19 protein-coding genes and 1 pseudogene are annotated in these 26952 nt (G+C 68.3%); 13 read left to right on the forward strand and 7 right to left on the reverse strand.

The window, feature by feature from the left end:
* The first annotated feature begins 28 nt into the window (after positions 1-28).
* The 4 genes from acs (at position 29) to ACXJ1Y_RS13035 (ending at position 6133) form a co-directional block, all read left to right on the forward strand.
* Positions 29-1975 carry an acetate--CoA ligase gene (acs, locus tag ACXJ1Y_RS13020; RefSeq protein WP_463846672.1) on the forward strand — a complete coding sequence of 649 codons (1947 nt, stop codon included), beginning with the start codon at positions 29-31 and terminating at the stop codon, positions 1973-1975.
* A 133-nt stretch (positions 1976-2108) separates the two neighbouring features.
* Entirely contained in the window at positions 2109-2483 is a 375-nt protein-coding gene (locus tag ACXJ1Y_RS13025) for a DUF485 domain-containing protein (RefSeq protein ID WP_463846673.1), read from the forward strand.
* Positions 2483-4171, forward strand: a complete 1689-nt coding sequence (locus tag ACXJ1Y_RS13030; RefSeq protein ID WP_463846674.1) for a cation acetate symporter — start codon at positions 2483-2485, stop codon at positions 4169-4171. The genes ACXJ1Y_RS13025 and ACXJ1Y_RS13030 overlap by 1 nt, the downstream gene beginning before the upstream one ends.
* 273 nt (positions 4172-4444) lie before the next feature.
* On the forward strand, positions 4445-6133 hold the full coding sequence (locus tag ACXJ1Y_RS13035) for an MFS transporter (RefSeq protein ID WP_463846675.1): 1689 nt from the start codon (positions 4445-4447) through the stop codon (positions 6131-6133).
* A gap of 56 nt (positions 6134-6189) precedes the next feature.
* On the opposite strand, the gene purH is transcribed toward ACXJ1Y_RS13035, so the two are convergent.
* The 3 genes from purH to ACXJ1Y_RS13050 form a co-directional block, all read right to left on the reverse strand.
* A complete protein-coding gene (purH, locus tag ACXJ1Y_RS13040) occupies positions 6190-7788 on the reverse strand; it encodes a bifunctional phosphoribosylaminoimidazolecarboxamide formyltransferase/IMP cyclohydrolase (protein ID WP_463846676.1) in 1599 nt (532 codons plus the stop codon).
* A gap of 97 nt (positions 7789-7885) precedes the next feature.
* A complete protein-coding gene (locus ACXJ1Y_RS13045) occupies positions 7886-9640 on the reverse strand; it encodes a heparinase II/III family protein (RefSeq protein ID WP_463846677.1) in 1755 nt (584 codons plus the stop codon).
* Positions 9641-9764: 124 nt separating this feature from the next.
* Positions 9765-10670: a metal ABC transporter solute-binding protein, Zn/Mn family gene (locus ACXJ1Y_RS13050; protein ID WP_463850114.1), complete on the reverse strand. Its 906-nt coding sequence runs from the start codon at positions 10668-10670 to the stop codon at positions 9765-9767.
* Positions 10671-10879: 209 nt separating this feature from the next.
* Between ACXJ1Y_RS13050 and ACXJ1Y_RS13055 the strand changes: the two genes are divergently transcribed.
* The 6 genes from ACXJ1Y_RS13055 (at position 10880) to ACXJ1Y_RS13080 (ending at position 18312) form a co-directional block, all read left to right on the forward strand.
* Complete coding sequence (locus ACXJ1Y_RS13055; RefSeq protein ID WP_463846678.1) at positions 10880-12673, forward strand: ABC transporter ATP-binding protein; 1794 nt, start codon at positions 10880-10882, stop codon at positions 12671-12673.
* Between the two features lie 126 nt (positions 12674-12799).
* Positions 12800-13888, forward strand: coding sequence for a branched-chain amino acid aminotransferase (locus tag ACXJ1Y_RS13060; RefSeq protein WP_463846679.1), 1089 nt, complete (start codon positions 12800-12802; stop codon positions 13886-13888).
* Positions 13889-14076: 188 nt separating this feature from the next.
* Complete coding sequence (locus ACXJ1Y_RS13065; protein ID WP_463846680.1) at positions 14077-14862, forward strand: hypothetical protein; 786 nt, start codon at positions 14077-14079, stop codon at positions 14860-14862.
* Between the two features lie 73 nt (positions 14863-14935).
* Complete coding sequence (locus ACXJ1Y_RS13070; protein WP_463846681.1) at positions 14936-15589, forward strand: ABC transporter ATP-binding protein; 654 nt, start codon at positions 14936-14938, stop codon at positions 15587-15589.
* Positions 15590-15708: 119 nt separating this feature from the next.
* On the forward strand, positions 15709-16950 hold the full coding sequence (locus ACXJ1Y_RS13075; protein ID WP_463846682.1) for a KpsE/RkpR family capsule polysaccharide export protein: 1242 nt from the start codon (positions 15709-15711) through the stop codon (positions 16948-16950).
* A gap of 159 nt (positions 16951-17109) precedes the next feature.
* Positions 17110-18312 carry a hypothetical protein gene (locus tag ACXJ1Y_RS13080; RefSeq protein WP_463846683.1) on the forward strand — a complete coding sequence of 401 codons (1203 nt, stop codon included), beginning with the start codon at positions 17110-17112 and terminating at the stop codon, positions 18310-18312.
* Between the two features lie 109 nt (positions 18313-18421).
* Here ACXJ1Y_RS13080 and ACXJ1Y_RS13085 read toward each other — a convergent pair whose 3' ends face one another.
* Positions 18422-19054 (reverse strand): hypothetical protein, encoded by a 633-nt coding sequence (locus ACXJ1Y_RS13085; protein WP_463846684.1) that lies wholly within the window; start codon positions 19052-19054, stop codon positions 18422-18424.
* A gap of 125 nt (positions 19055-19179) precedes the next feature.
* On the opposite strand from ACXJ1Y_RS13085, the gene flhA reads away from it, so the two are divergent.
* Both flhA and ACXJ1Y_RS13095 read left to right on the forward strand, forming a co-directional pair.
* Complete coding sequence (flhA, locus tag ACXJ1Y_RS13090) at positions 19180-21327, forward strand: flagellar biosynthesis protein FlhA (RefSeq protein WP_463846685.1); 2148 nt, start codon at positions 19180-19182, stop codon at positions 21325-21327.
* A gap of 177 nt (positions 21328-21504) precedes the next feature.
* Positions 21505-22641, forward strand: a complete 1137-nt coding sequence (locus ACXJ1Y_RS13095; protein WP_463846686.1) for a diguanylate cyclase domain-containing protein — start codon at positions 21505-21507, stop codon at positions 22639-22641.
* Between the two features lie 7 nt (positions 22642-22648).
* Here ACXJ1Y_RS13095 and ACXJ1Y_RS13100 read toward each other — a convergent pair whose 3' ends face one another.
* The 3 genes from ACXJ1Y_RS13100 to fliI all read right to left on the reverse strand — a co-directional run bounded on the left by ACXJ1Y_RS13100 (position 22649) and on the right by fliI (position 25653).
* Positions 22649-23716, reverse strand: coding sequence for a lysylphosphatidylglycerol synthase domain-containing protein (locus ACXJ1Y_RS13100; RefSeq protein WP_463846687.1), 1068 nt, complete (start codon positions 23714-23716; stop codon positions 22649-22651).
* Between the two features lie 117 nt (positions 23717-23833).
* The gene (gene fliJ, locus ACXJ1Y_RS13105) at positions 23834-24241 is read right to left on the reverse strand and encodes a flagellar export protein FliJ (protein ID WP_243954966.1); all 408 of its coding nucleotides are present in this window, start codon (positions 24239-24241) and stop codon (positions 23834-23836) included.
* Between the two features lie 59 nt (positions 24242-24300).
* Complete coding sequence (gene fliI, locus ACXJ1Y_RS13110; RefSeq protein ID WP_463846688.1) at positions 24301-25653, reverse strand: flagellar protein export ATPase FliI; 1353 nt, start codon at positions 25651-25653, stop codon at positions 24301-24303.
* A gap of 424 nt (positions 25654-26077) precedes the next feature.
* Here fliI and ctrA point away from each other — a divergent pair.
* Positions 26078-26776: pseudogene (ctrA, locus tag ACXJ1Y_RS13115) on the forward strand (response regulator transcription factor CtrA); the annotation flags it as partial.
* Between the last annotated feature and the right edge of the window lie 176 nt (positions 26777-26952).

Below are 26952 nucleotides of genomic sequence, written 5' to 3' on the forward strand. Positions count from 1 at the left end.
TCAGGCACCAAAACAGGGATGAAACACGATGGAAGGCCGAGTCGTCGAAGTCCAGGACGCATGGCGCGATGGCGCCCTCGTCGATGATGCCAAGTATCGCGAGATGTATCAGGCGTCGGTCACGGATCCCGACGCCTTCTGGAGCGAGCACGGCAAGCGGATCGACTGGATGACGCCGTATACGCGCGTCAAGAACACCAGCTTCGAACCGGGCAACGTCTCGATCAAATGGTTCGAGGACGGCAAGACCAACGTCGCCTACAATTGTGTCGATCGTCATCTCGAGACGCGCGGCGAGCAGACAGCGATTATCTGGGAAGGCGACAACCCGGACGAGTCGAAGCACATCACCTATCGCGAATTGCACGCGCAGGTCTGCCGCTGGGCCAACGTGCTGCGCAACCGCGGCGTCGAGAAGGGCGACCGCGTCACCCTCTATCTGCCGATGGTGCCCGAGGCCGCCTACGCGATGCTCGCCTGCGCCCGGCTCGGGGCGATCCACGCCATCGTGTTCGGCGGCTTCTCGCCGGATTCCCTTGCCCAGCGCATCCAGGGCTGCGGCTCGAAACTCGTCATCACCGCCGACGAGGGCCTGCGCGGCGGCCGCAAGGTGCCGCTGAAGGCCAACGTGGACGAGGCGATCAAGCGCCTCGGCACGCCGATCGTCGACCATGTCGTCGTCGTGCGCCGCACGGGCGGCGCCGTCGCCATGGAGCCCGGCCGCGACGTCTATTACGACGAGGCCGCCGAGCAGGTGACGGACGAGTGCCCGGCCGAGCCGGTGGAGGCGGAGCACCCGCTCTTCATCCTCTACACCTCCGGCTCCACGGGCCAGCCGAAGGGCGTGGTGCACACCACGGGCGGCTACCTCGTCTACGCCTCCATGACCCACGAATACGTCTTCGATTACCGCGAGGGCGACGTCTACTGGTGCACGGCCGATGTCGGCTGGGTCACGGGCCACAGCTACATCGTCTACGGGCCGCTCGCGAACGGCGCGACGACCCTGATGTTCGAGGGTATCCCGACCTATCCGTCGAACTCCCGCTTCTGGGACGTCGTGGACAAGCACAAGGTCAACATCTTCTACACCGCGCCGACCGCCATCCGCTCCCTCATGGGCGGCGGCGAGGGCCCGGTGAAGAAGACCTCGCGCCAGAGCCTGCGGGTGCTGGGTTCGGTCGGCGAGCCGATCAACCCGGAAGCCTGGGAATGGTACTACAAGGTGGTGGGCGACAGCCGCTGTGCCATCGTGGATACGTGGTGGCAGACCGAGACCGGCGGCATCCTCATCACCCCGCTTCCGGGCGCCACCGCCCTGAAGCCGGGCTCGGCGACGCGCCCCTTCTTCGGCGTGCAGCCGGAGATGGTCGATGCCGAGGGCAAGCCCCTGCAGGGCGCCTGCGAGGGCAACCTCTGCATCACCGATTCCTGGCCGGGCCAGATGCGGACGGTCTACGGCGACCACGAGCGGTTCGAGCAGACCTACTTCTCGACCTATCCCGGCAAGTACTTCACCGGTGACGGCGCCCGCCGCGACGCGGACGGCTATTACTGGATCACCGGCCGCGTGGACGACGTCATCAACGTTTCGGGCCACCGGATGGGCACGGCGGAGGTCGAATCCTCCCTCGTCGCGCACCCGAAGGTCTCCGAGGCGGCGGTGGTCGGCTACCCGCACAACGTGAAGGGCCAGGGCATCTACGCCTACGTCACCCTCAACGAGGGCGAGGACGGCGACGACGCGCTCCGCAAGGAACTGGTCGCCTGGGTGCGCAAGGATATCGGGCCGATCGCCTCGCCCGACCTGATCCAGTTCGCCCCCGGCCTGCCCAAGACCCGCTCCGGCAAGATCATGCGCCGCATCCTGCGCAAGATCGCGGAGGACGATTTCGGCTCGCTCGGCGACACCTCGACGCTCGCCGATCCGGCGGTGGTCGATGACCTGATCGACAACCGGCAGAACCGGGGCTGATCTTTCCCACATCGCGTGGGCAAGAATACGGGGCGGTCGCCGGAGAGGCGGCCGCCCCCAATAACAAGAGCGAACACGACAAAGCGTGACCAGGGAGCGGAAGGCCAAAGCGCCTTCCCGGGAGGATGGTTCGATGAGTGGGTCAAGGGTTGGACGGCTGGGGGCGAAGGTCACGCCCATAGGAGCGGTGGGCACGGACACCGTCGATCCGCAGCTCGAACGCATCGCCCGGACGCCGGAATTCCAGCAGCTCGTGGCCGAGCGCACCAAGTTCGGCTGGATCCTCACCGGCCTGATGCTGGTGGTCTATTTCGGATTCATCGGCCTCATCGCGTTCGACAAGTCGGTCCTGGCGATCAAGGTCGGCGGCGGCACGGCCTCGCTGGGCCTGTTCCTCGGCGTCTTCGTCATCCTCTTCGCCTTCCTGCTCACCGGCATCTACGTCACCCGCGCGAACACGCGCTTCGACGCCCTGAGCGACGCCCTCAAGCGCAAGGTCGCCCGTTGATGCGCCACGCTCCCCTCTTCCTCGGCCTGACCCTCGCCACCATGGCGGCGACGGCGGCCTACGCGGCCGGGCCGGATCTCGGCGCCGTGCAGCAGGCGGCCACGAACTGGCCCGCCATCGGCATGTTCCTGTTCTTCGTGCTGCTGACGCTGGGCATCACCTACAAGGCGGCCATGGGCTCGAAGTCGGCGGCCGACTTCTACGCGGCCGGCGGCGGCATCTCGGCCGGCACCAACGCGCTGGCCATCGCGGGCGATTACATGTCGGCGGCCTCGTTCCTCGGCATCTCGGGCCTCGTCTACACCTCCGGCTTCGACGGGCTGATCTACTCGACGGGCTTCCTCGTCGGCTGGCCGATCGTGCTGTTCCTGATCGCGGAGCGGCTGCGCAACCTCGGCAAGTTCACCTTCGCCGACGTGGCGAGCTTCCGCCTCGACCAGACCTCGATCCGCATCATCTCGGCGACCGGCACCCTCGTGGTGGTGGCGTTCTACCTGATCGCCCAGATGGTCGGCGCGGGGAAGCTGATCCAGCTGCTCTTCGGCCTGCCCTATCTCTACGCGGTGGCCATCGTCGGCGTGCTGATGATCGTCTACGTCGCCTTCGGCGGCATGAAGGCGACCACCTGGGTGCAGGTGATCAAGGCCTGCCTGCTGCTGGGCGGCGCGACCTTCATGGCCGGCGCCGTGCTCTACTCCTACGGGTTCAACCCCGAGATCCTGTTCAAGAAGGCCGTCGACGTCCACCCGAAGGGTGATGCGATCATGGCGCCGGGCGGCCTCGTGTCGAACCCGGTGGAGGCGATCTCGCTGGGCGTCGGCCTGATGTTCGGCACCGCCGGCCTGCCGCACATCCTCATGCGGTTCTTCACGGTCTCGGACGCGCAGGCCGCCCGCAAGTCGGTGTTCTACGCCACCGGCCTGATCGGCTACTTCTACATCCTCACCTTCATCATCGGCTTCGGCGGCATCGCCCTGCTGATGTCCGACCCGAGCTACTTCAAGCTCGGCGCGGCCGGGACCTTCGACAAGCTGAAGGACATGGTCGGCGGTACCAATATGGTCGCCGTGAACCTCGCCAACGCGGTGGGCGGCCCGTACTTCCTGGGCTTTATCTCGGCAGTGGCCTTCGCGACGATCCTCGCGGTAGTGGCGGGCCTGACGCTCGCCGGCGCCTCGGCGGTCAGCCACGACCTCTACGCCCAGGTGTTCGCCCGCGGGCGCACCACCGAGGCGGCCGAGGTGCGGCTCTCCAAGATCGCGGCGGTCGGCATCGGCATCGTCGCCATCGTGCTCGGCTACATCTTCGAGAACCAGAACGTCGCCTTCATGGTCGGCCTCGCCTTCTCGGTGGCGGCGAGCTGCAACTTCCCCGTGCTGGCGATGTCGATCCTGTGGCGCGGCACCACGACCTGGGGCGCGCTGACGGGCGGCCTCGTGGGCCTGACGGCGGCGGTGGTGATGGTGGTGCTCTCGAAGGCCGTGTGGGTCACGACCTTCGGCCATCCGGTGGCGCTGTTCCCCTATGACAACCCGGCCCTGTTCTCGATGCCCCTGGCCTTCGCGACGATCTGGATCGTGTCGCTGATGGACAGGACCCGTCGGGCCCAGCGGGAGCGGGCAGCGTTCGAGGCGCAGTTCGTGCGCTCAGAGACCGGCATCGGCGCCGTGGGCGCCCACGCCCACTGACCAGTTTTAATTCTTCACCGAACGAGGAACGGGGCGCGGCGCAAGTCGTGCCCCGTTTTCGTTCCACGGCTTGATTACGCTTCGTGCCGGATGTGTTGAAAGTTGGGGTTCACGAACGCTTTACCAGTTGGGCTTGCCGCGCTCCTGATGTAACGCATGGGTGATCTGCGAAAAACGCAGACCGCGCCGGAAAGGCGCCGTAATCCACGAGGGAGGGCACGACAGATGGCAATGGCAGCCGCGTTACCGCGGGCCGGAGAGACCGTAAAGCCGATGACCGCGGGCGAGAAGAAGGTCATCCTGGCCTCCTCGCTCGGCACCGTCTTCGAATGGTACGACTTCTTCCTCTACGGCTCCCTCGCGACCGTGATCGGAGCGCAGTTCTTCTCGGCCTACCCGGAAGCCACGCGCAACATCTTCGCCCTTCTCGCCTTCGCCGCCGGCTTCATCGTGCGCCCCTTCGGCGCCCTGGTGTTCGGACGCCTCGGCGACCTCGTGGGCCGCAAGCACACGTTCCTCGTCACCATCCTGATCATGGGCATCTCGACCTTCGCGGTCGGCCTGCTGCCCTCCTACAACACGATGAATGCCTACGGGATCGGCTGGGTCGCGCCCGTGTCGCTGCTCGTCCTGCGCATGCTTCAGGGGCTGGCGCTCGGCGGTGAGTACGGCGGCGCGGCGGTCTACGTGGCCGAGCACGCGCCCGCAGGCCGGCGCGGCTTCTACACGTCGTTCATCCAGGCGACCGCGACGCTGGGCCTGCTGCTCTCGCTGATCATCATCCTGTCGACGCAGGGCTATGTGAACAGCGCGTTCCCGGCCACCACCGTCACGAACGCCGACGGCACCACGACCACGCTCACGGCCTTCCAGGTCTGGGGCTGGCGCATCCCGTTCCTCGTGTCGGTGGCGCTGCTGGCGATCTCGGTCTGGATCCGCCTGCAGATGAGCGAGAGCCCGGCCTTCAAGAAGATGAAGGAAGAGGGCACCCACTCGAAGGCACCGCTCTCCGAGGCCTTCGGCCAGTGGAAGAACGCCAAGTGGGCGCTGCTGGCGCTGCTCGGCCTCACCGCCGGCCAGGCGGTGGTCTGGTACACCGGCCAGTTCTACGCGCTGTTCTTCCTGCAAAGCATCCTGAAGGTCGATCAGTTCACCGCCAACGTGATGGTGGCGTGGTCGCTGATCGCGGTGACGGGCGGGTTCCTCCTGTTCGGCGCGCTCTCGGACAAGGTCGGCCGCAAGCCGATCATCCTCGGCGGCTGCCTGCTCGCCGCCCTCACCTACTTCCCGTTGTTCAACATGCTGACCGCCAGCGCCAACCCGGCGCTGCACGCGGCCCAGAAGGACGTGCCGGTGGTGGTGAAGACCAACACCGCCGATTGCTCGTTCCAATTCAACCCGGTCGGCACGGCCAAGTTCACGAAGGAGTGCGACGTCGCCAAGGCGCTGCTCGCCCGGTCCGCCGTCAACTACACGACCGAGAACCAGGCGGCCGGGACGCCGACCGTCGTCACCGTCAAGGGGAAGGACTTCCCCGTGGCCGACCCGGCCTTCGCCAAGACGGTGTCGGCCGCCCTCACCGAGGCCGGCTACCCCTCGGCCACGGCGAACCCGACCGTGATCAAGGCCGCGCATCCGCTCGACATCTTCACGAGCCAGAAGCTCGCGGTGATCGGGATCCTGTTCATCCTCGCGGTCTACGTGACGATGGTCTACGGCCCGATCGCCGCCGCGCTGGTGGAGCTGTTCCCGACCCGGATCCGCTACACCTCGATGTCGCTGCCCTACCATATCGGCAACGGCTGGTTCGGCGGTCTCCTGCCCGCCACCGCCTTCGCGATGGTGGCCCAGACCGGCAATATCTACTACGGCCTCTGGTACCCGATCGTGATCGCGCTCTTCACCTTCGTGGTGGGCCTGATCTTCATCCCCGAGACCAAGGACCGGGATCTCCTGGCCTGATCGGCGGACCATGATCGAACCCCTCGCCCGCCCTGCGGCGCGAGGGGTTCTTCGTTTCAGTGCCGGAAGTGGCGGTGTCCGGTGAAGACCATCGCCAGCCCCGCCTCGTCGGCGGCGGCGATCACCTCGTTGTCGCGCATGGACCCGCCCGGCTGGATCACCGCCGTGGCGCCGGCCTCGGCGGCGGCGAGCAGGCCGTCCGCAAAGGGGAAGAACGCGTCGGAGGCGACCACCGCACCCTTGGCGAGGCTGTCGGCGAGGCCGAGCCGGTCGGCGCCCTCGCGGGCCTTCCAGGCGGCGATGCGCGAGGAATCAACCCGCGACATCTGTCCGGCGCCGACGCCCACCGTCGCGCCGTCCTTCACGTAGACGATGGCATTCGACTTCACGTGCTTGGCGACGCGGTAGGCGAAGCGCATGTCGAAGGCCTCGGCCTCGGTCGGCGCGCGCTTGGTCACGACCTGGAACGGCATCTCATCGACCACCACCGCGTCGCGGCCCTGGACCAGCAGGCCGCCCGCGAGCGTCCGCACCGTGACGCCGGGCGCGCGCGGGTCGGGCAGGCCGCCGGCGAGGAGCAGGCGCAGGTTCTTCTTGCCCGCGAGGATGGCGATGGCCTCCTCGCTCGCCCCGGGGGCGATGATGACCTCGGTGAAGATCTCCACGATCTTGCGCGCGGCCACGGCGTCGAGGGTCCGGTTCAGGGCGACGATGCCGCCGAAGGCCGAGACCGGATCGCAGGCAAGCGCCCGCTCATAGGCTTCGAGCAGGCTCCCGCCCTCGGCCACGCCGCAGGGGTTGGCGTGCTTGATGATCGCCACCGCCGCCGTGCGGGCCGGGTCGAACTCGGCGACGCATTCGTAGGCCGCGTCCGTGTCATTGAAATTGTTGAACGACAACTCCTTGCCCTGAAGCTGCCGGGCCGTCGCGACGCCCGCGCGCGGGATGCCGGGCGAGCGGTAGAAGGCGGCGCTCTGGTGCGGGTTCTCGCCGTAGCGCAGCCCCTGGGCGAGGCTGCCGCCGAAGGCGCGGAAGGGCTGCGGCTCGTCCACCTCGAACCGCGTCGCCATCCAGTTGGCGATGGCCGCGTCGTAGGAGGCGGTGCGGGCATAGGCCTTCTGCGCCAGCTTGCGGCGCAGGGCGAAGCCGAGCGTGCCGTCGCCGGCCTCCAGGGCGTCGAGGATCGTGCCGTAATCCGAGACGTCGGTCACGACCGCCACGTCGGCGTGGTTCTTGGCCGCCGCGCGGATCATCGCCGGGCCGCCGATGTCGATGTTCTCGATGCAATCCTCGTCGGGCCTGTCGGCCGCGATCGTCGCCTCGAACGGGTAGAGGTTCACCACGAGGAGATCGATGGCGCCGATCCCGTGCGCGGCCAGCGCCGCCTGATGCTCGGGGTTGTCGCGGATCGCGAGCAGGCCGCCATGGACCGCCGGATGCAGGGTCTTCACCCGGCCGTCCATCATCTCCGGGAAGCCGGTCAGGTCCGCCACCTCCGTGACCGGGATGCCGGCCTCCGTCAGCGCCTTGAAGGTGCCGCCCGTCGAGACCAGCGCGATGCCGCGCGCGTCGAGGGCGCGGGCGAAGTCGACGAGGCCGGCCTTGTCGGAAACGGACAGGAGCGCGCGGGACACCCGCACGTGATCGTGGGTCATGAGTCGGGCCGAAGTGGTTGTATGTCGCGGTGCGCTACCATGGAACCGCCGCGCGCGGCCAGCCTCGGCGGATGACCCTCCGCCGCCGCTGAAACCCTCAGCGGGCGCCATCCGCGAGGCGGGCGAAGGTCCAGCGGACCTCGGCCGCGTCGGTGACGGCGAGGTAGAGCACGATCTGGTCCGTGCGGCGGGGCCCGCTCAGGCCGGCGAAGTAGACGCTCTCCTCGATGCGTACCTCGGCGCCCTCGGCATCGAACAGCCAGACCTCCCCCAGCGCGGAGGCAAGTTCGATCCCGCCGGGCACGTGGCGTACGGCGATGGCCGGATGGATGTGGAAGCGCACCGCCACGGAGAGCCCGCGCGTGCGCCCCGGCAGGCGGGAGGTCGTGCCCTTGCCCTGGCGCATGAAGGCATCGTGCCCTTCGAGGCGCCCCTCCTCCGGCAGGAGGTGCCAGCGCCGCTCGTGGACGAGTCCGAATTCCTGCATGTAGCCGTCGTGCCGGGCGGCGAGGACGATGCCGTCCGCCTGCTCGTCGCGCTCGGCGGCGACCGCCACCGGACCGCGCAGCACCACGGGGCCCATCCGGCGGCTGATCCAGGCGCTCATGCGCCGCTCCCACCACCAGCCCGACTTCACCACGAATCGGCAGGAGGAGGCATCGGACACCGTCGCGGTGGAATGCGCCGCCGTCGAGCGCGCGAGGAGGCGCATGTCCGGCCCGCTCGCCGGCAGGCCGCAATTCACGACGATCCGCTGAGGCCCGCTCGACATCTCGAAGGAGAGGCAGCCCGCCCCCGCGCTCACCGTGTAGGGCAGCGGCGCGCAGGCCCCGACATCGGCGGTGAGGACGACGCGCCCGCCCTCCATCCGCTCGTAGCCGGAATTCGGCGCGTGCATCATCGGCCGCCCGAACGTGTCATCGTAGACGAGGAGCGTCGCGAGGTGGTCGGCGTCGGTGGCGCCCATGCCGTTGAAGTGGCTGAGCGAGGCATCCGGGTGGCGCAGCAGCCGCAGGAGCGGCAGCATCCGGTCGATGGCGCGCAGCAGCGCGGCCGGCGGCTCGACGGAGCGGCTGAGGAAGGCCTGCCGCAGGGGCAGGAGATCGAGCAGCAATTCCATGCCGAAGCGCGGATTGCGCGAGCGGTGGCCGCCATCGGCCAGGATCTGCCGTTCCAGTTCGCGCGAGAGCACCCGCGTCGCCCGGCGCAGGATCGACTGGATCCCCTCGCAGCACAGGCCGGCATAGCAGAGCGCCACCGCCGCGTTCAGCCGCGCGGCCGGCATCACGCCCTTGCGCAGGTCGCGCTCCAATTGCTGCGCGTTGCGGCCGATGGCCCGCAGGAAGCTGTCGTAGAAGCCGTGATCGGCCCCTTCCAGCACCAGGGGCGACTGGCACAGGAACGAGATCAGCCGCCGCGCGGCGACGGGTGTCTGCCGCGCCAGGACCGGATCGCCCCGGCCGGCGATGAAATCGGAGACGAAGCTCCGGGCGTTGGCGCGGGCCAGCGCCGTATCCGCCGCGCGCAGGTGGCGCAGCCAGCCGAAGCCGTAGAGCTCGTCCGCCCATTCCGGCGAGGGCGGCGCGTAATCGAAGGGCGAGCCGCCGCCGGCCGCGAGCGAGCGGCCCGCGAAGACGAAGAGCCCGGCATAGATGTCGTCAGCGAAGGTCGCGTCGGAGGTGCGCAGGTCCTGCGGCGCGATCACCAGGGCGCCGACGCGGACACGCGCGAGAATCGCGGGCGGCGCGCTGACGCGCGCGGCGGCGGCGCGCGCGGTGCGCGCGACCTCCCGCCCGACCAGCCGGTACAGTCGCCAGCGGTCAGGCCCCCAGCCATCAGGCCCCCAAGCCACGCGTTCTCCCATGACTTCAGGCCCGGGAGACCTCACGGTCGAGGTTCGGCCGGCACCCTCCCTCCTCAAGGTAGGGCGGGCCTCTTAACCATTGGTTTACGCTGTGTCAGCCCACCCGGCCCCCTCACCGTGGCGCGAGCGCGGTCGCGAAGGCCTTCACGTTCGTAGCGATCATCGCGAGATAGGTCGGCGCCGGGCCGTCCGGGGGGGAGAGCGCGTCCGAATAGACCTCGCCGCCGATCCGGGCGCCGCTTTCGCGGGCGATGCGCTCCATCTGGCGCGGATCGGTCACGGTTTCGAGGAAGACCGCCGGCACCTTCTCCTTGCGGATCTGGGTGATGATCTTGGCCACGTCGCGCGGGCTCGCCTCGCTCTCGGTGGACAGCCCCTGCGGCGCCAGGATCGTCAGCCCATACGCGGAGCCGAAATAGCCGAACGCATCGTGCGTGGTGATGAGCCGACGGTTCTGCGGCGGGATCCGCTCCAGGGCGGCGCGCACGTCCCGGTCGAGGGCGTCGAGCTTGGCCTCGTATGCCGTCGCGGCGGCGGCATAGTCTTCGGCATGGACGGGATCGACCTTCGCCAGCCCGTCGCGGATGTTGGCGACGTAGATCTTCACGTTCGCGACACTCTGCCAGGCATGGGGATCGATGTCGTCGTGCCCGTGGCCGGCATGGGCATGCGGATCGGCTTCCGCGATGGTCGGGACGCCCCGGCTCGCGGTGACGATGGGGGCCTTCGTGCCGGAGGCGCGGATCAGCCGCTCGATCCAGCCTTCGAGGCCGAGCCCGTTCATGAACACGATGTCCGCCCGCGCGAGGGTCCGCGCATCCCCCGGCGCGGGGCTGAAGGAGTGCACGTCCGAACCCGGCCCCACCAGCGTGGTCACCTCGACGTGCCGTCCGCCGACCTGCCGCACGAGATCGCCAAGGATCGAGAAGGTCGCCACCGCGCGCAGGGGCCCATCCCCCGCGACGGCCGAGACCCCCGACCAGAGGAACACGGCGAGCACAGCCGCCACACGCACCATTCCGCTCACCGTGGATCTCCCTGCCGTCGCGGCCTGATAATGTAACAGTGTTACATGCACAAGGCGGGATCGGGCCCCTCGCGATCATGCCGTCCCGCGCCGCCGAACCCTCTTTCGGCCGGAATGGCTTGATCCGCGGCGGCGGGGGCGGCACACCGCCTCCGCGACTCCGCACCGGGGCCGCCACACGGGTTCGAACCGGACTTTCCATGGCACGCCTGCCCGGCGACACGGCCCCCCTGCTCGCCCGGCTGTGGCGGGAATGGCTTTCCCCCCACCGAGCGGCCCTCGCCATCGTCATGGTGCTGGTCGCCGTGGTCGGCGCCTCGACGGGGCTGTATCCGGCGCTCATCAAGGCGGCGTTCGACGCGTTCGACCGCAAGGATGCCTCGGCCATCGCCTACGGGCCGATCATCGTGGTGCTCGTCACGTCGCTGCGCGGCTTCGCCCTCTACGGGCAGACGGTGCTGACCAACAAGGTCGTCACCCGCGTCGAGGCCGACATGCAGGCCGCCCTCTACGGCCATCTCATCGAGGCCGACCTCGCCCAGCTCGGGCGGGAGAGCCCCGCCGCCCTCACCCAGCGCTTCACCACCGATTTCGCCTTCATCAAGGAGGCGCTGACCCGCATCTCGACGGTGCTCCTGCGCGACATCGCCATGCTGATCGGGCTCGTTGCCGCCCTCCTCTGGATGGACCCGATCCTGACCCTCGTCGCGGCTATCACCGTGCCCTTCGTCGCGGGGCCCATCGGCAAGATCGGCAAGAAGCTGCGGAAGGTCTCGACCTCGACGCAGGAGCAGATGGGCGCCACGGCGAGCCTCATTTCCGAGAGCCTGCAGGGCGCCCGCGTCGCCAAGACCTTCGCCATGGAGGGCTACCTGAAGGGCCGCGCGGCGGGATCCCTCGAAGAGGTCCGCCGCCTGAAGATGAAGGCCGCCAACGCGCGCGGGCGGCTCGACCCGCTTCTCGAAATCGGCGGCGGCCTCGCGGTGGCGGTGGTGCTGGTCCTCGTGGGCCAGCGGGTGCTGAACGGCGACCGCACGGTCGGCGATTTCACCGGCTACGTCGCCGCCCTGCTGCTCGCCGCCCAGCCGGCGCGGGCGCTCGGCAACCTCAACGCCATCCTGCAGGAGGCGGCGGCGGCGCTGCGGCGCTACTTCGACCTGATGGACGAGGCGCCCACGATCCGCGAGGCGCCGGGCGCGGTGCCGCTCATGGTCGGCGCGGGCGAGATCCGCTTCGAGGCGGTGCGCTTCCGCTACCGCGCCGACGCGCCGGCCCTGGAGGGCATCGACCTCACCGCCCCGGCGGGCGGCGTGACGGCCCTCGTCGGCCGCTCGGGCTCGGGCAAGTCGAGCCTGCTCAACCTCGTGCCGCGCCTCTACGACGTCGATGCGGGCCGCGTCCTGATCGACGGGCAGGACGTGCGCAGCGTCACTCTCTCCTCCCTGAGGGCGGCGGTGGCCGTCGTCTCGCAGGAGGTCGTGCTGTTTGATGACACCATCGCCGCCAATATCGGATTCGGGCGCCCCGGCGCCTCGCAAGCCGAGATCGAGGCGGCGGCCGAGGCGGCGGCGGCGCACGGCTTCGTCTCCGCCCTGCCGGGCGGCTATGCCTTTCGCGTCGGCTCCGGCGGCGGACGGCTCTCCGGCGGCGAGCGCCAGCGCATCGCGCTGGCCCGCGCCTTCCTGAAGGACGCGCCGATCCTCCTCCTCGACGAGGCGACCTCAGCCCTCGATTCCGAATCGGAGCGCCTCGTGCAGGAGGCCCTGGGCCGGCTGATGCGCGGGCGCACCGTCCTCGTCATCGCCCACCGGCTCTCCACCGTGCGCGACGCGGGGCGGATCGCGGTGATGGAGGCGGGACGGGTCATCGAGACCGGCCGGCACGACGACCTCGTGGTGCATGGCGGCGCCTATGCCCGCCTGCGCCGCCTGCAACTCAGCGACGACCCGATCCGGCCGGAGGGCAGTGGCGTCCCGGCGCAGACCACGCCATAAGGCATCGGATGCGCTCCCCGCCGCCGCGGACGCCCGTCCCACGCGGGGAGCGCGCCGGAACATGGGTCCGGAGCCGCGCCGTCCCGCCGTGAGGCAAGGCGCGGGTCCGACCGAGAGGACCTGACCGTGAGCGACCTGACGTTCGAGATCGAGACCAACCCGGCCCCCCGCTCGGCCGAGGACCGTGCCGCCCTGATGGCCAATCCGGGCTTCGGCAAGGTGTTCACCGACCACATGGCCATCGCCCGCTACAGCGCGGGGCGCGGCTGGCACGATGCGCGGATCACCGCGCGGGCCCCCATTCCCCTCGATCCGGCGGCGGCGGTGCTGCACTACGCCCAGGAGATCTTCGAGGGTCTGAAGGCCTATCGCACCGCCGATGGCGGCGCCGCCCTGTTCCGGCCGGAGGCGAACGCCCAGCGCTTCCGCCGCTCGGCCGAGCGCATGGCGATGGTCCCCTTTCCCGAGGACGCGTTCATCGACGCCCAGCGCAAGCTCGTGGAGATCGACCGCACCTGGATCCCCGACACGGCGGACGGCAGCCTCTACCTGCGCCCGTTCATGATCGCCAACGAGGTGTTCCTCGGCGTGAAGCCGGCGACCGAATACCTCTTCATCACCATCGCCTCGGCCGTCGGCTCCTACTTCAAGGACCCGAACGGCACCGTCACGGTGTGGCTCTCCGAGCATTACACCCGCGCCGCCCCCGGCGGCACGGGCGCGGCCAAGTGCGGCGGCAACTACGCGTCGAGCCTCGCCGCCCAGGCCGAGGCGGCGAGCAAGGGCTGCGAGCAGGTGGTGTTCCTCGACGCGGCCGAGCGCCGGTACGTCGAGGAGCTGGGCGGCATGAACGTGTTCTTCGTCTTCGAGGACGGCACGCTGCTCACCCCGCCCCTCTCGGACAGCATCCTGCCCGGCATCACGCGGGATTCGATCATCACGCTCGCCCGCGAAGCGGGGCTGACCGTGCGCGAGGAACTCTACGCCATCGACCAGTGGCGCGAGGACGTGCGGTCCGGCCGCCAGACCGAGGCCTTCGCCTGCGGCACGGCGGCGGTGATCACGCCCATCGGCCGGGTGCGCGGCCGCGAAGACGACTTCACCATCGGCAACGCCGTCGCCGGCCCGGTGGCGCGCCGCCTGCGCAGCCTGCTGGTCGACATCCAGCGGGGCAACACCAACGACTCGCACGGCTGGTTCCAGAAGGTCTTCTAGGACCGCCCGCCGCCGGCGGCCAGGGATGGTCGCCGGCGGGGTGCAACCGAAGATTGCGGACATAGAACTAAAGTATTCACAATTGTATTTACGCCGGTCCCGGCGAAAACACTTTTGATCGCCTCCGTGAAACGGTACAGCGAGGGTATCGGCCCCTCTCGACCGCATTGCCCCACGGAGACGTGCTCATGCTGCTGCCGGATACGGCGCTGCGCTCGATGAAAGTGATGTTCGCGACGCCCTGTTACATCTCGGCGGTGTCGATGAACTACGTCACCAGCATCTACGCCCTGGCATATTCATGCTCCCAGTTGGGCATGACGACGCAGCTGGCGATGCGTAGTGAGAGCCTGATCACCCGCGCCCGGAACCGGATGGTGCGGGACTTCCTGGCCGACGAATCGCTGACGCACCTGTTCTGGATCGATTCCGACATCGCCTTCACGCCGCAGGCGGTTTACCGCATCCTGCTGGCCGACCGGGACATCTGCTCCGGCGTCTACCCGCTGAAGATCAATTACTGGCCACAGGAAGGCCTGCCGGCGGGCATGACCTATCCGGAATTCCAGCGGCACTACACGCAATACGCCTTCAACCCCGTGGGTCAGGGGCTGGAACCGCTCCCGCCCTACACGGACGGTGACGGGTTCATCGAAGTCGCGGAGGCCACGACCGGCTTCATGGCGATCAAGCGCGACGTCTTCAAGCAGATGATGCGGCACTACCCGGACCTGCAATACGTCCCGGACGGGCGGGAGAAGGACCCCCTCGCCCATCTCTACTGGCTGTTCTTCGATTGCATGGTCGACCCCGATTCGGGCCGTTACCTGTCGGAGGATTATGCGTTCTGCCGCCGTTGGCGCGACATGGGCGGCAAGGTCTACGCCGACCTGCACTCGAAGCTGGATCACCTCGGGCAACACACCTACCAGGGCGATTTCCACGCAAGCCTCATCGCGCAGGGCCATCTCTAAGACCCTGCGGCATCCTCAGATTCGCCTCTTTCCTGCCGCAGGGCTCGCCCGCATCGGTACGGAGGCCCTCTCGTTGATCCGCTTCGAGAACGTCACGAAGGTCTACAAGACGGACGGCCATCGCCGCACCATCCTGGAGCAAGCGTCCTTCACCCTGAAGCCGGGCATTTCCTACGGCATCCTGGGCATCAACGGCGCCGGCAAGTCCACCACGATGCGGCTCATCGCCGGCACGGAGGAGCCGACCCGGGGGGTGGTGAAGCGTGGCCTGCGCGTCTCCTGGCCGCTCGGCTTCGGCGGCGGCTTCCACCCGCAGATGACCGGTCGCGACAACGTCAAGTTCATTGCCCGCATCTACGGCGAGGACCCGAAGCGCGTGCTCGACTTCGTGGAGGATTTCTCCGAACTCGGCAGCTACCTCGACGTGCCGATCCGGACCTATTCCTCCGGCATGAACGCCCGCCTCGCCTTCGGGATGAGCATGGCGATCCCGTTCGATTGCTACCTGATCGACGAGGTCACGTCGGTGGGTGACGGGCGCTTCGCCCGGCGCTGCGAGGAGGTGTTCTCGCAGCGGCGCAAGCATGCCGACGTCATCATGATCTCCCACTCGATGGAGGTCATCCGGGGCTGGTGCACGCAGGGCATCGTGCTCCTCAACGGCCGCGCCATCGTCTACGAGGACGTGAACGACGCGATCGAGGTCTATCACCGCCTCAACGCCTGAGACCCGGCCCGCCGCCGACATGCTTTTGCCGTGAGGCCCTGGCATGGCAGATCGCTGCAGGGGTCGATGGCCGACCATCGCGTCGGCGCCGGACGTTCGGACAGATCGGGAATCACTCGATGAACATGGAGATCGGCAAGCCCGAGGGCAGGCCGCTCACGCCGGCCGACCGGCAGCAGCAGATCGCGGAATCGCTTCGGCAATTCGCGCGGATGTCGCGCTTCGCCGACCGTCGCAAGGGCATCCGGTCGTACCAGAGCCACGTCAAGAGCGACCCCTGGGTGCCGGTCCTCTTCGTGATCTGCTTCGTGCTGCCCGCCCTGGCGGGGGCGATCTATTACGGGCTGATCGCGTCCGACCGCTACGTCACCGAGGCCCGCTTCGCCATCCGCCCCGCCATCGGCAGCGCCGAGAAGGCGACGCCGGATTCGGTCGGCACCAATGCCGGCGTGCCGCAGCAGATGATCGCGCAGGATACGCTGATCACCTACAGCTACATCCTCAGCCGGCCGATGGTGGAGACCATCCAGAAGCAGCTGCCGGTACGGGAATGGTTCGGCCGCGACAGCATCGACTTTCTCTCGCGCTTCGATGCCGACAAGCCGATCGAGAAGTTCATCAAATACTGGAAGCAGCGGGTCGAGGTGGATGTGGAATCCTCCTCAGGCATCATGAGCCTGTGGGTCGAGGCGTTCGACCCCGACGAGTCCCTGGCCATCTCCAAGGCCGTCCTCAAGGAGGCGGAGCGGATGGTCAACGAACTTAGCATGACCGCCCGCAACGACGCCCTCGCGGAGAGCAATCGCGAGTTGAAGCTGGCCGATGAGCGCCTGCGGAAGGTGAGCCTCGCCGTGCGCGACCTGCGCAACCGCGAAGGCGTCCTCGACGCGCAGAAGAGCAACGAGGCCAACCTCAAGGTCATTTCGGAATTGCGGGCGAACCGCATCAACCTCGCGGTGCAGCTCGCCATCGGCCAGCGCGACCTCGGGCCGGAATCCCGCCGGATCATGGATCTCAAGCAGCAGATCCGTGACATCGACGAGAACATCGCGCGGATCGAGAAGACCTCGGCGACCCAGGATCCGGAGCAGAAGCGCGTCCTGTCCGAGGCGCTGACCCGCTTCGAGGCCCTGGAAAACGAACGCAAGAACGCGACGAAATACTACGAACTGGTGCTCGCCGCCCATGAGCGAGCCCGCATCGTGGCCGCGCGGCAGATCGAGTTCTTCAGCCCCATCGTCCAGCCGGTCAGGGCGGAATCCTCCACCCAGCCCCGGCGCCTGCTGATGACCAGCCTCATCGCGGCGGGGGCGGCGCTCCTGTTCGCAACGGCCCTGTTCGTCCGCAAGCTCATGGAGTGAACGAGCCGCAGAGCGGCTTGAAGGAGGGATAGACCCCAATTACACTGCGACGAGTGCGCCAATACAGTACAAGTTGTTGTTTTTAAAGCATACAACTTAGCAGCGCAATCGGCACGGTGACTTGGAATGAATCCCGGCGAACACGCTGTCTGCGTTGCGATGAACGACAACGACCGGGCGTGGTACGAGATGCTGGTCCCCTTCATCCTCTCGTTGCGGCTGGGGGATTACCAGGGCCACATCGTGGTGATCAGCTTCGGGCTGTCCCAGCGGAAGATCGACATCTTGCGCGGCCAGCACGTCAACGTGGTGCTGGCCGAGGAGCCCTCCTTGCCGGTGGGCCGCTATCTCGAAGTGGCGCGGATCTGCGATCTCAATCCCGGCTTGCGCAAGATCGCCCTCTACGATGCCGACATCTGGTTTCCGAGCGAGACGTTCGACCTGTTCTCCTTGGTCGAGGGCCCCGACATCCATGTCTGCAAGGACGCCTTTCTCTGTAATTTCGTCACCGACCCGCTGATCGGCCCGCTCAGGCAGGTTCACGCGCAGATGGTGCGGGACGAGGTGGTGCATCTCTACGGGGGGGCCCTGCAAGCCGGGCTCATCGCCGGCACCGCGCAGGCGTGGCGGGATTTCGCGGCCCATGTCCGCGAATGCCAGAGCCGCGTCGGCACCGATTTCCGCGTGACCTACGGACTGGACACGACCTTCCTGCACCTGTGGGGGGCGAAGGAACGGGTGAAGCTGCTGCCGGAGACGCAGAACTTCGTCACCAAGCATGGCGTGATGGAGGGGCGGGACGCCCAAGGCCGGATCGTCCTGTTTTCCGCCTCGGGCCCGATCCGGGGCCTGCACATGACGACGGATATCCGCTTCCTCAACAGCTGGCGCTTCTACAGCATCCATGGCGGCCACGCCCTGCGGGCCGGGCAGCCCTTCGCCCTGGCGGAGTCGCTGGTCGCGCCCGTGAAGGTCGTGCCGGCTCAGGTCGAGGGCGCGGCGACGGCGATGGGGTTCGAGATCCTGTCCATCGACGGCGAGGAGGGCGTGCAGTGGCACGCCTTTAGGGATAGCGACGGTTTGAGCATCGTCGGCGCCGGCAATCACGAGATCCGGTTTCGGACCACCCGGCGGTTTGAAACGCTGGCCCTCACCGTCATGTACCTCTCCGGCCATCCGGCGCCGATCCGGGCACGGATCATGATTGGGGGCCAGGAAATGGTCATCGGCAAGGATCTGAGCCAGTCGGCCTCGCTCACGGCGCCGCACGGCACGGAGGTGTTCCTGCAATCGGAAAGCCTGCCGGGGCAGAACTGCAAGATCGTCTGGATCCTGTCCGAACGCCACGCCCTCCTGCAATAGCGCCCCTAGTGCAGCGACGCACTCACTCCCTTCATGCGTCTCTGCCCTAGCGTTTGTTTTTGCATCAATTTTTCCAGACACGGCCGAGGCCTTCGTCTGGATCGATGCACTAGGACCGGTTGCCGCCGAAGACCTGATGCGGCGCCTTGCCGGTCTCGTCCCCGGCGGTGCCGCCGGTCCAGCCTTCGGCGCGCCAGCCCTCGGCCCGCTCATCGAGATCGATCGAGCCCGCTTCCTTGAGCGCCGCGATCACCTGATCCGCCCGGCCCGCTTCGCTGCGTACCGTCACAAGGGTGCCGCCCCGGCGCACGCCCTCCGCATAGGCCGCCGCTTCGGCCTCGTTCATGCCGGCTCCGGTGAGCCCTCCGACGAGCCCGCCCGCCGCCGCGCCGATCCCCGCGCCGGTCAGGGCCGAGACGAGCCAGCCCGCCGCCACCACCGGCCCGACGCCCGGCACGGCGAGCATCCCGAGCCCGGCCAGCAGCCCCGCGCCGCCGCCGAGAAGGCTGCCGACCGTGGCGCCGGTCCCGGCCGTTCCCGCATTCGCCGTCCCAGCAGCGTTGGCCTCGGCCTCGCCGGCCACCGGAGCGGTGCCGGGCGCCGAGACGTCGGGCGCATCGGAAGAATGGCTCGCGACGATGGCGATGTCGGCATGGGGGATGCCGAGGGCTTCGAGGCGCTCCACGGCGGCCTGCGCATCCGCGTAGCGTTCGAACAGGGCGGTGACGGCGCGGTCCGGCATGGGGCCTCCTTCGATCCTGCCCGGTCAAACCCCGGGGCGCCGCGCGGTTCCGGTTAACGGGCCGCTAACCATCTGCCCGGCAAATCTTGCCGGGTGGGACGGGCGTGGCCCGGCGGGGGAGCGGAATGAGCGAGGTGGCCACGCCGACGGGTGGGGGGATCGGCGGCGCGGCGGCGTTCCTCGGCCAGATCGGCCTGCCGAGCCGGGGCGACCTTCAGGCGCTGTCGCGGCGGTCGGACCTGCTCCTCGCGACGGGCGTGCTCGGCATCCTCGCGGTGCTCATCTTCCCGCTGCCGTCGGTGCTGCTCGACCTGCTGCTCGCGGTGTCGATCATCCTGTCGGTGCTGATCATGATGGTGGGGTTGTCGATCGACAACCCGCTGGAATTCACCGTCTTCCCGACCCTGCTGCTCATCGCGACGATGCTGCGGCTCGCCCTGAACCTCGCCTCGACGCGGCTGATCCTCGGCCATGGGCACGAGGGCACCGCCGCCGCCGGCCACGTCATCGAGGCGTTCGGCCAGTTCGTGATGGGCGGCAACTTCCTGATCGGGATCATCGTCTTCGCGATCCTGATCATCGTGAACTTCGTCGTCATCACGAAGGGATCGGGGCGCATCGCGGAAGTCGCGGCCCGCTTCACCCTCGATGCGATGCCCGGCAAGCAGATGGCCATCGATGCCGACCTCTCGGCGGGGCTCATCGACGAGAAGGTCGCCAAGGCCCGCCGCGCCGCCCTCGAAGAGGAATCCGCCTTCTTCGGCGCCATGGACGGCGCCTCGAAATTCGTGCGCGGCGACGCGGTGGCGGCGCTGCTCATCACCTTCATCAACGTCATCGGCGGCATCATCATCGGCGTGGCGCAGCAGGGGCTGAGCTTCGGCGACGCCGCCAAGAGCTACACCCTGCTCACCATCGGCGACGGGCTCGCGAGCCAAGTGCCGGCGCTCATCGTCTCGACGGCGGCCGGCATCCTCGTCTCGAAGGCCGGCGTGCGCGGCGCCGCCGACAAGGCGCTCGGCAAGCAGCTCGCCAACTACCCGAAAGCCCTCGGCATGTCGGCGGCGGTCATGCTGCTGATCGGCCTCCTGCCCGGCATGCCGATCCTGCCCTTCCTGCTGCTCGGCGGGGGAGCGGGCTACGCCGCCTGGAAGCTCAACAAGACGGCCAAGGAGGCGCCCGCCGTCGATGCGCAGGGCATGCCGGTGGAGGCCGCGCCCGGCGGCGCCGCCGCGAAGGAGGAGACGGTCACCGACCTCCTGAAGCTCGACGACCTGAAACTGGAGATGGGCTACGCCCTGCTGCCGCTGGTGAACGGCGAGGGGCAGGACAGGCTCACCGACCAGATCAAGGCCCTGCGCCGACAGCTGGCGGCCGAACTCGGCTTCGTGATGCCCTCCGTGCGCATCCTCGACAACGTGCAGCTCGATGCCAACGCCTACGTGGTGCGGGTGAAGGAGATCGAGGCCGGCACGGGCAAGATCTTCCCTGGCCAGTTCATGGCGATGGACCCGATGGGCGGGCAGGTGCAGTTGCCCGGCCAGCACATGCTGGAGCCCACCTTCGGCCTGCCCGCGACCTGGATCGACGCCTCCCTGCGCGACGACGCGCAGCTCAAGGGCTACACGGTGGTGGATGCCGCCACGGTGGTCTCGACCCACCTCACCGAGGTCATCAAGGCGCATGTCTCCGAGCTTCTGAACCATGTCGAGGTGCAGAAGCTGATGCGCGAATTGCCGAAGGAGCACGGCGACCTGCTCAAGGAGGTCTGCCCGTCGCAGATCTCCACCACCGGCATCCAGCGCGTGCTGCAATTCCTCCTCGCCGAGCGGGTCTCGATCCGCGATCTCGGCACCATCGTGGAGGGCATCGCCGAGGTCGCCGGGGGCGTGAAGAACCCGCGCGACGTGGTGGAGCATGTCCGCGCCCGCCTCGGCCGGCAGATCTGCGCCCAGTACCAGGGGCCGGACGGTGCCCTGCCCATCGTCACCCTGTCCCCCGCCTGGGAGCAGGCCTTCGCGGATTCGATCATCGGCGAGCGCGAGGAGCGCTACCTCGCGATGCAGCCCTCCAAGCTCTCGGAGTTCGTGAACGCCGTGCGCGACCGGTTCGAATCGGCCGCGCGCATGGGCGAGATGCCGGTCCTCGTGACCTCGGCGCAGTCCCGGCCCTTCGTGCGCTCGATCATCGAGCGGTTCCGCCGGGAGACCCCCGTCATGAGCCAAGCCGAGATCCATCCCCGCGCCCGGCTGCGGACGGTCGGATCCATCTGAGAACCGTTTCTTGTCAGGCCGGGATACGGCAATATGCGCCGCATCGGTGCAAGCACAACAACGAGTTGAAGAGACTTATCACAATTTAACCGTGTCTATATCCTAGAAATCAATCCTTAATACGTAGGGTGGCTACTCGGCCGCATCGACCGTTGCGCGCAGTTTGAGGGTCCGTCCGTGGAGATCACCCGCCAGGACTCGTTTCGCGAGACGCCGGAAGTGCGGGCGTTGCTCGTGGCGGACCTCGCCTATTCCCTCATTCCCACCAGCATCATGGGCGTGACGCTGGTCGGCGTCAGCCTGTTCGTCCATGCCGCCATCGGCGCGGATCTGCTGCTGGCCGCCGCGATCTGGGGCGGTCTGGCCTGCCTCGGCAAGCTGGTGCTGATGGCGGTGCAGGTCCGCATGGCCCGAACCGGCATACCGGATGCGCGGATGACCGCGCGGTTCGAGGCGGCGCATCTCATCGTGACCGTCGGGATGGCCTCGGCGGTGGGCGCGGTGGCCTTCGTCGTCTTCCACCAGTCCGACATCCAGCTTCAGCTGCTCGCGACCGGGATGCTGTTCGGCTACGGCTCCGGGGTCGTCGCCCGCGTGTCGGTTCGGCCCGGCATCGCGATCATCTCGCTGCTCGTGGCGGGCGTGCCGGCCGTCGTCGCGGCGGCGTTGTGGGACGACACGCCCCACCGGGTGATCGCCCTGACCTTCCTCGTCTTCCTGATCGGCTCCTTCGAGAGCGTGCGCCACGCCCATTCCACCGCCGTGCGGCACGTCGCCATGCGGATCGAGATGGCACGGCTTGCCCGCAACGACCCGCTGACGGGCCTGGAGAACCGGCTCGGCCTGCGCCGGGCGTTCGCCCGCCACGAGACCGAGACCGACCCGTTGGTGGCGATCCACTGCCTGGACCTCGACGGCTTCAAGGGCATCAACGACCGTTTCGGCCACGCGGCGGGCGATGCCGTCCTGGCCGAGGTCGCGCGGCGCCTCGTCGCCGCCGTCCCGGCCGACGCGACGGTGGCCCGGATGGGCGGCGACGAGTTCGTGGTGCTGCAGAGGGCCGTCCGCCGGCCGGAGGAGGCCGAGGATCTGGCCGCCCGGATCCACGGGCAGCTGCGCGAACCGATGCGGATCGACGGGCGCGGCCTCAGTGTCGGTGTGAGCCTCGGCTACGCCGTCGCCGGGGCGCACGGGGCGCAATTGGAAGACCTGCTGCGCCGGGCGGACGAGGCGTCGTACCGGGTGAAGCGGGCGGGCGGCGGAGTGTCCGCCGAAGCCGTCACCCCGGCGCCCCGCCTGCGCGACGTCGCCTGAGGCGCGCTCAGACCGCCTTGCGCTTGAGGTCCCGCTCCAGTTCGTGGGCATCGAGGCCCGGCACCGAGACCGGCGCCTCCGGCACGGGCTTGGGCGACTTCGGATGGGCGGCCGTGCCGATGGCGGCGGCGAGGCGGGAGCGCTCGAAGGCCACCACGACGACGATCGAGATCAGCGCCGGGATCCAGAAGTAGAAGATGCGGAACACGATCACCGCCGCGATCACCGCGTCCTTCTGGGCGGCGTCGGTGATGTGCATGGCGGTGATGAACACGATCTCGAACACGCCGAGGCCGCCGGGGGCGTGCGAGGCGAGCGCCACGGAGAACGAGGCGAGGAAGATCGCAAGCACCGGAATGAAGCCGGGGTTCATGGCATCCGGCAGGGCGAAGTAGATGATGCCCGCCGCGCCGAGCAGTTCGAGGGGCGCCGCCAGCAGCTGCCGCGCCATGATGCCGGGGCGCGGATATTCCAGCTTGAACGAGCGGATGTGCAGCGGGCGGAGCCGCAGGATCGAGCCCACCGCGTAGAGCGCCACGAAGCCGAGCATGCCGGCGCCGACGATGTAGGCGGTCTTCGGATCGGTGAGGAAGCTCGGCAGCTTGCCGTCGAGGCGGGTGAGGAGTTCGGGGTCGATGACGAGCGTCAGGCCGCCGAGGAACACCGTGCCGAGGAAGAAGGTGAAGGAGCACAGGGCGACGAGCACCGCCACCTGCGCCGCCGTGAGGCCCTTGGCCGTGTAGGCGCGGTAGCGCACCAGGGCGCCGGAGAAGACCGAGGCGCCGATGTTGTGCGAGAGCGCATAGGTCGTGAACGAGCAGAGCGAGACGAACAGCCACGAGATGTGGCGCACCCCGAGATGCAGCAGCGCGATCCGGTCGTACCAGGCCAGGGCGGCGTAGGCGACGAGGGTCGAGAGCGCGGCGAGCAGGATCCGGTGCGGCGGGATCGCGAGGATTGCGTCTCCGATCGCCGAGATCGAGGTGGTCTTGAGCTCCTGATACAGGAAATAGCCCGAGATCACGACGGCCGCGAGGCCGATGAGCGGCCAGAGGAACTCGCTGAGCTTCTTCATGGATGATGACGCCTCGGGAACGGCCCCTGATGCGCCACTAAGCGGCGCGCCGCAACCCGGTGGACCCGGTTGCCGGCGCGCTCCCATGTCATCCGATCGTGACGGTTTCGTGCAGCCTCAAGCGCGGGCGCGGTTGAGGCCGATACCGTCCATGGCCGCCTGATCGCGGGCATTCTCGGCAGCGCGCTCGGCGGACCGCTCGCGGTCGTCGAGGATCTCGACCTTCTTCAATTCCTCGAAGGCTTCGCCGAGCTCGGCCTTCGCCTCGGCCAACTGGCCTTCGAGGGCTTGGGCCGATTGGCGCATGTTGTCCCGTCGGGTCGCCGCCGCGCGGGCATAGGTCGGGTACGCAAAGTGACCGACGTCGGTGATTCCGGCGCGGGACTCCTCCATGGCGACTTCCCGATCAAGTTCGGTCGCCATGCGGTTGAAGTCCGCCATCATCATCTCGATCTGGGTCACGCGGCGACGCTTCTCATCGACCTGAAAGCGTCGCAGGCGGATCAGCGTGTCACGCGATTTCATTGAGGGACGCTCACTCCACGCGGTGCGCGCCGGCCATTGCCGCCCGATGCGCGACTCGTTCAGGCTCCCCCGACGATCTGGGCGAGCCGTGCGTAACCATCGCCGATGGACGTTGCTTCTTCCTTACCCTGCCCCAGAAAAGCCTCAAGATCTGGCATGAGCGCGACCGCCTCATCGACCTCTTGGGACGAGCCGGCGCGGTAGGCGCCGAGCCGGATCAGCTCCTCCATGTCCGCATAGGTCGAGAGGACCCGCCGCGCCCGGCGCACCACCGGAAGGTAGGCCGGATCGCAGGAGCGCGGCATGGTGCGCGAGACCGAGCGCAGCACGTTGATCGCCGGGTAGCGCCCCCGTTCCGCGATGGAGCGCTCCATCACGATATGCCCGTCGAGGATGCCGCGCACGGCATCCGCCACCGGCTCGTTGTGGTCGTCGCCCTCGACCAGCACTGTAAAGAGAGCCGAGATGGTGCCGGCCCCGACCCCCGGCCCGGCGCGTTCGAGCAGGCGCGGCAATTCGGAGAACACGGTGGGCGTGTAGCCCTTGGCCGTGGGCGGCTCCCCCGCCGCGAGGCCGATGTCCCGCTGGGCCATGGCGAAGCGGGTGATCGAATCGATCATACACAGCACGCGCGCGCCCTGGTCGCGAAAATGCTCCGCCACGGAGAGGGTGACGTAGGCCGCGTTGCGCCGCATCAGCGCCGGCTCGTCCGAGGTCGCGACCACGACGACGGAGCGGGCGAGGCCCGCCGCGCCGAGGTCGTCCTGCAGGAATTCCTGCACCTCGCGCCCGCGCTCGCCCACGAGGCCGATCACCGCCACGTCCGCCGCCGTGTAGCGCGCGAGCATGGAGAGCAGCACCGACTTGCCGACGCCGCTGCCAGCGAAGATGCCCATGCGCTGCCCGGCGCACATCGTAAGGAAGGTGTTGATGCAGCGGATGCCGAGATCGAGGGGCGCGCCGACCCTCTGCCGGGCATGGGCGGGCGGCGGATCGGCCCGCAACGGGTAGATCTGCCCGCCCTGCGTCAGCGGCCCGAGCCCATCCACAGGTCTTCCGAGGGCGTCGATGACGCGGCCGAGCCAGTCGCCGGAGGGACGGATCGCCCCGGCGGCCTCGTCGCGGACGAAGGCGGGGCAGCCCCGGCGCACGCCCTCCAGGGAGCCGAAGGGCATGGCCAGGGCCCGGTCCCCCTGGAAGCCGATAATCTCGCAGGGGATCGTGCCCTGCCCGCCCGCGCCTTCGATATCGAGGCGCCCGCCGAGGCGCATCGCGGCCACCGGCCCGGCGACCTCGACCAGAAGGCCCCGGATGGCCACGACGCGGCCGTAGGTCGACAGCGTTTCGACCCGCTCAAGGCCGCCGATCGCCGCCGACAAATTCGCAACGGTTCTTGCCGGCTCGTTCGCCAACGGCCTCGTCCTCAACGGTTCGTTTACCCGCCTCCTTAACACTGCGGTCATCGGGCTTGTAGCGGCCTGGTGCCGGGACGACTTTCCTGCCCTCCCCCACGCATTACCGTCGGGGTGTGGCAGGCGGGTGACGCCTCCGCGCCGGATCGTTGCGGCCGAAGCACTTAGTGTCGTGTCGTGGGCCAAACGCGCCGCGGTCGAGGGGACGCACGGGCGTTCCACCAGCGATGCCGGGGGAATTTTCTCCGGCCAAGCTGGTCGATCGCGCAAGTAAGAGCTTGCGGGCGGGAATCAGGTTTTGTTAACGATTAACTCATAGCGTTTCACGTCAAGAGCGGTGGGGCGCCTGTCCACAGGCCGGTGGCAGGCTGTCGACGGGGACGTGTGCGCGCACTGATACGGCCGGCTGGGCTGGGGACCGACGATGCGGGTACTTCTGATCGAGGACGATAGCGCCACGGCGCAAAGCATCGAGTTGATGCTGAAGTCCGAGAACTTCAACACGTACACGACTGATCTTGGGGAAGAAGGTATCGACCTCGGGAAGCTGTACGACTACGACATCATCCTCCTCGACCTGAACCTGCCCGACATGTCGGGCTACGAGGTGCTTCGCAACCTTCGCGTCGCGAAGGTGAAGACCCCGATCCTGATCCTGTCGGGCCTCGCCGGCATCGAAGACAAGGTGAAGGGCCTCGGCTTCGGCGCCGACGACTATCTCACCAAGCCGTTCCACAAGGATGAACTTGTGGCGCGCATTCACGCCATCGTCCGCCGGTCGAAGGGCCACGCCCAGTCGGTCATCACCACGGGCGACCTGATCGTGAACCTCGATCAGAAGACCGTCGAGGTCGGCGGCGCCCGGGTCCACCTCACCGGCAAGGAGTACCAGATGCTGGAACTCCTCTCCCTGCGGAAGGGCACGACCCTCACCAAGGAGATGTTCCTCAACCATCTCTACGGCGGCATGGACGAGCCCGAGTTGAAGATCATCGACGTCTTCATCTGCAAGCTGCGCAAGAAGCTGGCCAATGCCAGCCAGGGCAAGAATTACATCGAGACCGTCTGGGGCCGCGGCTACGTGCTGCGCGAGCCGATGGACGGCGAGGAGCGCATGGCGGTCGATTCGCCTCATACTCCACCCGGACGCTTCAGACCCCGTCGGCCTCGGCCGGCGGGGTTTTTGCATACACGGCACAGCGCGGCCCGATCGTCGCCGGCGCCGTCCGAAACAATGTCTGGCCCCGTTGGATCACCACGCCTGTCAGTCCTTGCGAGCGACGACAAAGCGTCTGAGCC

It is taken from the genome of Methylobacterium sp. TK26 (genome assembly GCF_055361565.1).

Bases quoted from the DNA above. Each gene is read 5' to 3' on its own strand.
- ACXJ1Y_RS13025 (WP_463846673.1), top strand. From the start codon at position 2,109: ATGAGTGGGTCAAGGGTTGGACGGCTGGGGGCGAAGGTCACGCCCATA.
- ACXJ1Y_RS13085 (WP_463846684.1), bottom strand. From the start codon at position 19,054: ATGCCGGACCGCGCCGTCACCGCCCTGTTCGAACGCTACGCGGATGCG.
- ACXJ1Y_RS13050 (WP_463850114.1), bottom strand. From the start codon at position 10,670: ATGGTGCGTGTGGCGGCTGTGCTCGCCGTGTTCCTCTGGTCGGGGGTC.
- ACXJ1Y_RS13075 (WP_463846682.1), top strand. From the start codon at position 15,709: ATGAACATGGAGATCGGCAAGCCCGAGGGCAGGCCGCTCACGCCGGCC.
- ACXJ1Y_RS13030 (WP_463846674.1), top strand. From the start codon at position 2,483: ATGCGCCACGCTCCCCTCTTCCTCGGCCTGACCCTCGCCACCATGGCG.
- ACXJ1Y_RS13065 (WP_463846680.1), top strand. From the start codon at position 14,077: ATGCTGCTGCCGGATACGGCGCTGCGCTCGATGAAAGTGATGTTCGCG.
- ACXJ1Y_RS13100 (WP_463846687.1), bottom strand. From the start codon at position 23,716: ATGAAGAAGCTCAGCGAGTTCCTCTGGCCGCTCATCGGCCTCGCGGCC.
- ACXJ1Y_RS13080 (WP_463846683.1), top strand. From the start codon at position 17,110: ATGAACGACAACGACCGGGCGTGGTACGAGATGCTGGTCCCCTTCATC.
- ACXJ1Y_RS13035 (WP_463846675.1), top strand. From the start codon at position 4,445: ATGACCGCGGGCGAGAAGAAGGTCATCCTGGCCTCCTCGCTCGGCACC.
- fliJ (WP_243954966.1), bottom strand. From the start codon at position 24,241: ATGAAATCGCGTGACACGCTGATCCGCCTGCGACGCTTTCAGGTCGAT.
- purH (WP_463846676.1), bottom strand. From the start codon at position 7,788: ATGACCCACGATCACGTGCGGGTGTCCCGCGCGCTCCTGTCCGTTTCC.
- flhA (WP_463846685.1), top strand. From the start codon at position 19,180: ATGAGCGAGGTGGCCACGCCGACGGGTGGGGGGATCGGCGGCGCGGCG.
- ACXJ1Y_RS13055 (WP_463846678.1), top strand. From the start codon at position 10,880: ATGGCACGCCTGCCCGGCGACACGGCCCCCCTGCTCGCCCGGCTGTGG.
- acs (WP_463846672.1), top strand. From the start codon at position 29: ATGGAAGGCCGAGTCGTCGAAGTCCAGGACGCATGGCGCGATGGCGCC.